The following is a 9373-nucleotide window of genomic DNA, read 5'->3' as shown; positions in this document are numbered from 1 at the left end:
AAATATATTGATATTCAAAGAAAAGAGTTCAAAAGACTTGGTGTAATGGGTGATTGGGAAAATCCATATCTTACTATGTCGCCTGAATATGAATCTGAAATAGTTGACGTATTTGCTCAATTAGTAGAGAAAGGCTACATATATAAAGGACTTAGAACTATTCACTGGTGTATAGACTGTGAAACTGCATTGGCTGCTGCTGAAATAGAATATGATGAGAATCATACTTCTACAAGTGTTTATGTAAGATTTCCAGTACTAAATAAAATCAATGATAAATTAAATGGTAATGTTGATGTTATGATATGGACTACTACTCCTTGGACATTGCCTTCAAATATGGCTTGTGCTTTCAATAAAGAATTAGAATATGCTGCTGTTGAAATAGGCGGAAGATATGCAATAATGACAACTTCTTTGATTGATACTGTTTTATCTAAAAAAGATATAAAATCAGATGGCAGGGAGATTATTCCTGTTTCTATGGAAGAGATTGAAAAACTTGAAATAGCTCATCCATTTATAAAGGATAGAAAATCTGCTGTTGTATTTGCTGATTATGTTGAGGCTACTGCAGGTACTGGTGTTGTTCACACTGCTCCAGGTCATGGTATGGAAGACTATCAGACAGGTATGAATTACGGACTTGATATATACTGTCCTGTTGATAAAGCTGGAAAATATACAAGTGAGTTTCCAGAAATGCAGGGCATAAAAGTAAGAGATGCTAATCTTAAAATAGTGGAGATACTTGAAAATAACGGTTCATTATTTTATAAAGAGAAAGTTACTCACAGTTATCCTATTTGCTGGAGATGTAAGAATCCGCTTATATTCAGAGCTACTTCTCAATGGTTTATGAATATGACACATGATAATGTTGATGAGAGAACAGTAAAATCATTAGATAATATAAAATGGTATCCTGCTTGGGGACATGAGAGAATGAAGAAAATGCTTGAGAGTCGTCCTGATTGGTGTTTATCAAGACAACGTTCTTGGGGTGTTCCTATACCTGCATTCTATTGTAAGAATTGCGGCAGAACTTTACTTACTTCTGAATCCGTTAAGCATTTTGCTGAAATAGTAAAAACTAAGGGAATGGATGTTTGGTTTGAATTAGAGGCTAAAGATTTACTTCCTGAAAATACTAAATGTGAATGCGGAAGTACAGATTTTGACAAAGAAGAAGATATTTTAGATGTTTGGTTTGATTCTGGAGTATCATCTTTTGCAGCACAGAAAACTAATAAAGATTTAGAAGATGCCTTCCCTGTTGATATATATTTGGAAGGAGGAGATCAATATAGAGGCTGGTTCCAAGCTGCAATTTGGCCTTCTATGGCTATAAGAGGAATTCCGCCTTACAAAGAGCTTATTACTCATGGCTGGACTTTAGATGAGAATGGAAGAGCTATGCATAAGAGTGCGGGCAATGTTGTTTCACCTTTAGAAGTTATTGATAAATATGGTGCTGATATATTAAGACTTTGGTGTATAAGTGAGGATTTTACTCATAATGCACGTGTTGGCGACAATATGATGAAGGCTATTGCTGACAATTACAGAAAAATAAGAAACACTTTTAGATATTTACTTGGTAATATTTCTGATTTTGATTTCACTAAAGAAAAGGTTGAAGTAAAAGATTTGCTTCCTGTAGATAGATATGCTTTATCAAGACTTAACAGTTTTATAAAAGTTGCTGATAAGGCTTGTGATAGTTATGAATTCCATTTATTCTATCAAAGACTTATAAATTACTGTGTTGTTGAGCTTTCTGCTACTTACTTTGACATTATAAAAGACAGATTATATTGTGATAGAAAAGATTCTGTTTCAAGAAGAAGTGCTCAGACTGTACTTGTTGAGATATTAGATGTATTGGTTAGACTTATAGCTCCTGTACTTCCTTTCACAACTGATGAGGTTTGGGGGTACTATAAAGGGGAGAATGCTTCTTCTGTACATTTAGAATTATATCCTAAAGCTGATGAGTCTTTAATAGATTTAGAGTTGGAAAATGAGTGGTCTTCAATTTTTAAAGTACGCGACGATGTATTATTATCACTTGAAAGAGCTAGAGATAATAGCACAATAGGTAAATCTTTGGAGGCTTATGTAACAATAAATACTAAAGAATCAGCAACTAAAGACTTGCTTGCTAAATACGAAAAATATTTAAATGAAATCTTCATTGTAAGTAAAGTAACACTTTCTGACAGCAAGGACGATACATTTATAGAGGGCGGCGTTTCTTTCGTTAAGACAGAGAAAGCCAGTCATGAAAAATGTGTACGCTGTTGGGGACATTATGACAGTGTAGGAACAGATAGTGAGCATAAAGAGTTATGTACTAGATGTGCTGAGGCAGTGAGATAAAAAATAATTAATATTTAGATATTAAAAGGGTAGCTGGTGTTTGCTAGCTATCCTTTTTCCAAAAATATGATATTATTATAAAAATAGATTATAGGTGATTTTATGAAAAAAATATTCTTTTATTTATCTTTAATTATACTATTATTATCTTTCTCTTTAACCATTTTTAATAGAGTATATTCTTTCAAAAGAGCAGGTGCTCCTTTTGCTGATTTTTTATCACATTTCTATGATATGAAACAATATTATGAAAATAAAACTTTCCCTGTAACTGGTGCTAGATTTGTTATGATGCCTTTAGATAATGAATCTATTCCACGTGTGCCTGGTGGATTCTTTTATATACATTATTTGCTTACTTATAAACTTGCTAATGAAAATATAACTGCAATGAGAATTATTAATTTAATTACTATGCTTTTACCTGTTTTACTATTTTTGTTTTGGGTTTATAAAAGATTTGGAATATCAATACTGGCTATTATGTCAGTTTTTACTCTATTTAATATATATTATGTATTATATATTACAATCCCAATCTAACTTTAGTTTTATCCTTTTTACTAATACCTATTATAGCTGAATATATGGCTAATACTAAATATTCAAAAGTAGCAGCTATGATGTTTTTTCCTGTGCTTGCTTTAATGGGGCAGTCGCATTTTGCTGTATATTATGGTATTGTGCCAACAGTTATATTATATTTGATAGTGCGATATAAAATTAGTATTAAATATATTAAATACATATTTTTAGGTGTCTTTTTTTCTTTTCTAACTTACTTACCTTATTTAATTAGTGAAATTCAAAATGGTTTTTTAAATACAAATAAAATGTTTATGCTTTCATCTACAGCAGAAAGAAATGTTTTTCCTTTCCCACAGGTGCATTTTTTATTTACATTTCCTACTAATGAATTTTCTGTAATGTATGATGCTAAGCATTTAAATAGAATTATGGCTTTTTATTTGAATGATAATCCGTATTATATTTTTTCATTAATTGTATTGGTGCTTTCTATTATTGTTGTGTTTGGAGCTTTTATATATTCTATTATATATTTTATAAAAAATAAAAAATGGAAGATATATAATAATACTAATAATACAGAGATGGTTATTAATGAGTTATTTATATTATTTTTATTATATTTTCCTGCTACTATTTTTACTACAATATTTGGTGGAGGAGTGGCAGGATTGGCTCGTTATCAATTTGGTGGATTTGCTTTGTCTTTCATACCTATAATATATTTGCTCTATTATTTAACAGTTAAAAATAATTATAGAGTATTAAATTATATAGCGGTGTTTTCTATATTAAGTGCTATAGCTATGAATTTTAATATTATGGTTTATTATCAAAAATTTCATGAGCCTTATAGGTGGACTGATTATATTGATGCTGTTTATTCTATAATAAAAGATTCAAATGGAATGAATTTTTCAGTAGATAATGCTTCTTCGTATTTTAATGATATGGGAAAGGCTTATAGTAAAAATGATGGTTGGAAGAATGTTGATAGTAACTATAGTATAACTTATTATTTGGATGTGCCTGAATTTGGAATTAAATACCCACCTATCTACGATAGGAATGCTTTGCTTTCCAAAAAATATACTAAAGAAGAAATTGAAGATATGAAATTTAAAAATAGTGTCAAGCAATAGTACTTGTATAGTTTATAGGAGATAGTTTTTATTAATATATGTTTATGTGTATATGCTAAAAATAATTAATATTTATATATTATAAAAGGGCGGCTATGAATAATGGCTGTCCTTTTTTGTTTGTTTTTATTTGCTTTTACTGTATAATAATATCGTTACAATTGGAGTATTATTTATGAAGTCTATTACTAAAAATGCAAAAGATTTATTGAAATTAAGAAATCTCTTAAATTATGAAATTGATAATGATAAATTAGAGTTTTTTAAAATAGATATTAAATGGTATAGAAATGAAATAAATAATGCTAAAGATAAAGGTGAAACAGAAGAACATTGCAAGGGGATATTGAATAAATTTTTAGTTAACGCTTTCGGCTATAACTGCAATACAAGTGGAAAAATAGATTTGGTTATAAAATTTGATGATAATATTAAAACTATTATAGAGACTAAAAATTATAATAATACATTAGAAATGATTGAGGATAATAATTATAATAATAAGGCTTTTTATCAGACTATACTTTATTATTATAAAAGCAGAAAAAATAAAGATAATAAAGATTTTAATATTGATAATATTATTATTACTAATTTTGAAAAAGTGTATTTATTTTCTAAATATGATTTTGAAAAGCTTATTAATGATAATCAGATAGTAAATTATTTTAATGAAAACAGTAGAGTTAAAAATGAAACTTTTTATAGTATTTGCGGCGGATTTTTAGAAAATATTAATCTTGAGGTTGTAGGGTATAAGATAGATTTATTTAATGATGATGATTCTCTTATATACAGATTTTTTAATTCTTATAATATTTGTTCTGTTAAACTTGGTAATGACATTAATTCCATATCCAATACATTTTATAAAGAAATAATTTATATGATGGGGCTTGAAGAAGATAAAGAAAAAAAATTACGTTTATCTAATGTTGATAATAGTTTAATAAGGCTTACTATGGAGGTAATTAGAAATAGCCCTGATAAAATAAATGAAAATGAAATATTTGATGAGGCTTTGAAACTTAATATTATTTGGGTGAATAGAATATTATTTTTAAAAATACTTGAGGCACAGCTTAGAACTTTCAGGAATGATAAACATTTAGATATATTAAATCCTTTTAAGATTAAAGATTATAATTATTTATATACATTATTTTTTAATGTGCTTGCCAAGCCTAAAAATATTAGGTCATCTAATAATGATTATAATTATATACCATATTTGAATAGTTCATTATTTGAAGAGGGTAAAGATGAGCTGATTTTTTCTATAACAAAATTGAATAATGATTCAAGAATGAAAGTTATGTCTGGAAGCATACTTTATAATGATAGGGATTTTAACAGCAGTCAATTAACATTTTTGGAGTATATACTTAGATTTTTGAATTGTTATGTATTTAATGCTGATGCTAAGAATGTAGATAAAAATACAATAATAAAATCTTCGGTTTTGGGTCTTGTATTTGAAAGACTTAACGGTTATAAAGATGGTTCGCATTTTACTCCGCATGCTATTACTATGTATATGTCAAGGTACAGCATAGAGAAGATTATAATTGAGAAGTTTAATAAATATTTTACAGATACGCATTTTGAAAATATTAATGAAGTAAAAAATTACGCGAGGGCTAATATACATATTTATAGGGACAGTATAAAAAATATTTTGGATTCTATAAAAATAATAGACCCTGCATGCGGAAGCGGACACTTTTTGGTGGCTTGTTTAAATGAGCTTATAAGGATAAAGAGCGAGTTTAGAGTTTTGCATGATAATATAGATGTTAATATATCGGAAGATGAGCTAGTTATAAATTATATAGACGGTACACATTTTAAGTATAATATAGAAGATGATAATATTACGGATAGAAAGCAGGAGATAGAAAAAACATTATTTGAAGCTAAAGAACATATTATTAATAATCAGCTTTATGGGGTTGATATAAATCCAAACTCTGTAAATATATGCCGTTTAAGGTTATGGATAGAATTATTAAAGAGCAGTTATTATACAGATATAAAGAGTGATGATAAGTTTATAGATTTGGAGATACTCCCTAATTTGGAGTTTAAAATAGTATCGGCTAATAGTTTGATAGAGCTTGATGATAAAGAAGTGAATTTGATTTCTCTTACTTGGGACAAGAATGAACTTATAAAGAATATGAGGGATTATTTTAATGCTAGTTATGAGAATAAGAAAGAGATAAGAAAAGAGATTTTAAATCTTATAAAGGAATATTCTAATCATAATTCGAAATTAGAAAATTATAATCCTTTTGACATGCTAAAAAGCTATGATTTTTTTGACAGTGGTTTAATGTTTGGAGTAGATAAATTTGATTTGGCAATAATGAATCCACCATATTTTCAGCTTACAGGAAATCATCAATATTTAGATTATTTTGATAAGAAAGACAGCAAAGTTGCAGATATTTATCAATTATTTATGGAAATGACTTTTAATAAATTAATTGATGAGAGCGGTATTGTAAGTGCCGTAATATCTAATAAGTGGATGCGTGCGGGTTATGGAGAGAGGACGAGAAAGTTTTTATATGATAAGGCTTATGTTTTTGAAGTTATAGATTTGGGGGCTAATTGGTTTGAAAGTGCTACAGTATCAACTAATATTATTTGTTATGGAAAGAAAAAAAATAATGATTGTGATTATATGATAAAAAGTTATATAATTAATTTAACAGAAGATATAAACAAAGATAAAAATAATATAAGTGAAAAATATTTTATTAATTCTAAAGAATATGATGATGCTTGGTTTATATCAACACCTATAGAGAATTCTATTTATATAAAAATAAAAAAAAGTGGGAAGTTATTAAAAGATTGGGATATTATAATGTATAGGGGAATTTTAACAGGATATAACGATGCTTTCATAATTGATGAAGATACAAAAAGTAGATTATTAAAAAATGATATAAAAAGTCAGGAAATTATTAGTCCTATAATAAGAGGTAGAGATTTGAAACCGTATAGTATAGAATTTGACAATAAATATTTAATAGCTACTTATCCAGCAAAAAATGTTAATATAGATAATTATCCAGCAATAAAAAAATATTTAGAAAGTTTTGGTAAAAGATTAGAACAGAGCGGAGAGAAAGGTTCTAGGAAGAAAACAAATAATAAGTGGTTTGAATTACAAGATACTACAGCATATTATAAAGAATTTGAGAAAGAAAAAATATTTTGTAAAGCAATAGGTTTTAATTTAGCATTTTCTATAGGGGAACCTAATTTAGTAATATCTGCTCCATCTTCTTTTTTCGTATCAAAAAAGAATAAATATTTTGTTGGTATTTTAAATTCTTCTTTAATAAGGTATTTTATTTATAATTATAGCGATAAAACGGGGGCTGGTGATATTATGCTTAATGTTCAATCGTTAGAAAAAATTCCAATTCCAGAGCCTGATAAGGACACTGAAAACAAGTTAGTTAATCTAGTTGATGACATCATTCGGCTTAAAAAACAAAACGAAAATACTTCTGAGTTGGAATATGAGATTGATAAGATTGTTTATTCGTTATATAATTTGACTGATGATGAAGTAAGAATTATAGAGGGGGATTAAATGGAAAATAGGTATTATATATTGGTTTAATAATTTTATATTAAATTGACAAAAAAATAATATATAGTATCATTATATATGAATTGTCACCAAGCAATAAATATTGCTCTTTGAAAAATTTCACAATTAATTGAATTGTTTGATTATTGTGTTCATTGCCTATTTACTTAAATGTATTTTACATTAATTATGAATTGCTATTGTTTGTATTTCATTTATTCATTTAAAATATGTTTTGGGTGGCGATGATTTATCGCTCGTTATTAGCAATCATATATTGCATTAACTAACAATAGACTCGCAAAGCGAGTAATTTGTTAGAATATTGCAATAATTTATTGCTCGTTTACGAGCTAATGGTCTTAAACAGGGATATAATTTTTTCACTCCTTTATGGGTGGCATAGTGCTTCTTACATTGTATAAGAAATCCAAAGCACTATATAAAGGAGATATTATGGTAAATTTTATCAAAAATAAAATTATATCACTATTCCTAAATATGATATTTTATTATGTAAAATATCATAAGTTGATACACTTTATTATTAAGGTTGTATCTTCCATTATGGATTACCTGTTTAGGTAACCAGCTTATTATTTTTGATGATAAAATACAATTTAGATATATTTAAAAATTTTACTTCTATAGAAAAAACTTGTGAATTTCTTTGTGTTAATAAAGTATTAAAATATAACATTATTAATAATAATATAAAAGAATGTTATATAACAGAAATTAATGATAATGGTAGAGAAATACACAAACCTATATTTTTTCTTAAAAAAACTCAAAAAAAATTATTAAAATGTTTATTACCAAAAGTATTACCTAAATATTTATTTGCTCCAAGTATAAAAAATACTAATAAAAATAATATTGAAAATGCTAGATATCATTTAGGAAAAAAATATTTTTTGACTATGGATATATCAAGTTTTTATAATAGTATTAAAGGGAATACAATATATGATTTATTTTTTAATAAGTTTAAATTAAATAGTGATGTAGCATTATTTATTACAAAATTAACAGTTTATGATAATGGGTAAGAAACTTTTTTATCTACAGGAAGTCCATCAAGTCAAATATTAGCATATTTGTGTTATAGTGATATTTTTGATAATATTTATAAGCTATGTTTAAAAAAAGGAATAAGATTTTCTTTATATGTAGATGATATGACATTTTCTTCAGATATAAAGTTTACAAATAAATTGCCTAATAAAATAATAGATATTTTTGAAAAAAATAATTTAAAGATAAAACCTGAAAAAACTAAGCGATATAATAAAGGTTATGCTAAAATAACAGGTGTAATATTAAAAAATAATAAACTATATATAAAAAATTCAAAAAGAAAAGATATTATTGAAAATTTAAAATTATTAAATAAATCTAATGATATTATTAAAAAAGAGATAGAAAATAATAATATTGAAATTATTAAAACAATATCAAAATTAAATGGATTACTTAATTATACTAAACAAATAGAAGAAGATCATTTTTTAGCTAATAGAAATAGAATAAGAAAATTATATAAATTAATACCCAAGTAATTTAATTTTTTATTAAATGTTTGGTAATCAGCCCCAAATAGATTGTGCTAGCCTTAAAGTTATGAAAGACTAGCACAAAAAAGTTATAAGGATTTATATTTGATTATAAATAGATTTCAGAGTTTCTGCCGATTTTATTAAAGCTG

6 protein-coding genes are annotated in these 9373 nt (G+C 26.4%); all 6 read left to right on the top strand.

What is annotated here, in order from left to right; all coding sequences use genetic code 11:
- On the top strand, nt 1-2382 hold a 2382-nt coding region (gene ileS, locus Q1J76_RS07960; RefSeq protein WP_300369435.1), incomplete at its 5' end, for an isoleucine--tRNA ligase.
- A 102-nt stretch (nt 2383-2484) separates the two neighbouring features.
- Nucleotides 2485-2925, top strand: a complete 441-nt coding sequence (locus tag Q1J76_RS07955) for a hypothetical protein (RefSeq protein WP_300369432.1) — start codon at nt 2485-2487, stop codon at nt 2923-2925.
- Nucleotides 2926-2969: 44 nt separating this feature from the next.
- Nucleotides 2970-4052, top strand: a complete 1083-nt coding sequence (locus Q1J76_RS07950) for a hypothetical protein (RefSeq protein WP_300369429.1) — start codon at nt 2970-2972, stop codon at nt 4050-4052.
- A gap of 175 nt (nt 4053-4227) precedes the next feature.
- A complete protein-coding gene (locus tag Q1J76_RS07945; protein WP_300369426.1) occupies nt 4228-7665 on the top strand; it encodes a type IIG restriction enzyme/methyltransferase in 3438 nt (1145 codons plus the stop codon).
- Between the two features lie 605 nt (nt 7666-8270).
- Nucleotides 8271-8717 (top strand): RNA-dependent RNA polymerase family protein, encoded by a 447-nt coding sequence (locus Q1J76_RS07940; RefSeq protein ID WP_300369423.1) that lies wholly within the window; start codon nt 8271-8273, stop codon nt 8715-8717.
- Between the two features lie 129 nt (nt 8718-8846).
- A complete protein-coding gene (locus Q1J76_RS07935) occupies nt 8847-9227 on the top strand; it encodes a hypothetical protein (protein WP_498034132.1) in 381 nt (126 codons plus the stop codon).
- The last annotated feature ends 146 nt before the right edge of the window (nt 9228-9373 follow it).

It is taken from the genome of Brachyspira sp. (assembly GCF_029258575.1).
In the GTDB taxonomy this organism is placed as follows: Bacteria; Spirochaetota; Brachyspiria; order Brachyspirales; family Brachyspiraceae; genus Brachyspira.
This window is presented reverse-complemented; position numbering and strand designations above follow the sequence as displayed.

Bases quoted from the DNA above. Each gene is read 5' to 3' on its own strand.
- Q1J76_RS07950 (WP_300369429.1), top strand. From the start codon at position 2,970: ATGGCTAATACTAAATATTCAAAAGTAGCAGCTATGATGTTTTTTCCT.
- Q1J76_RS07945 (WP_300369426.1), top strand. From the start codon at position 4,228: ATGAAGTCTATTACTAAAAATGCAAAAGATTTATTGAAATTAAGAAAT.
- Q1J76_RS07955 (WP_300369432.1), top strand. From the start codon at position 2,485: ATGAAAAAAATATTCTTTTATTTATCTTTAATTATACTATTATTATCT.
- Q1J76_RS07940 (WP_300369423.1), top strand. From the start codon at position 8,271: ATGATAAAATACAATTTAGATATATTTAAAAATTTTACTTCTATAGAA.
- Q1J76_RS07935 (WP_498034132.1), top strand. From the start codon at position 8,847: ATGACATTTTCTTCAGATATAAAGTTTACAAATAAATTGCCTAATAAA.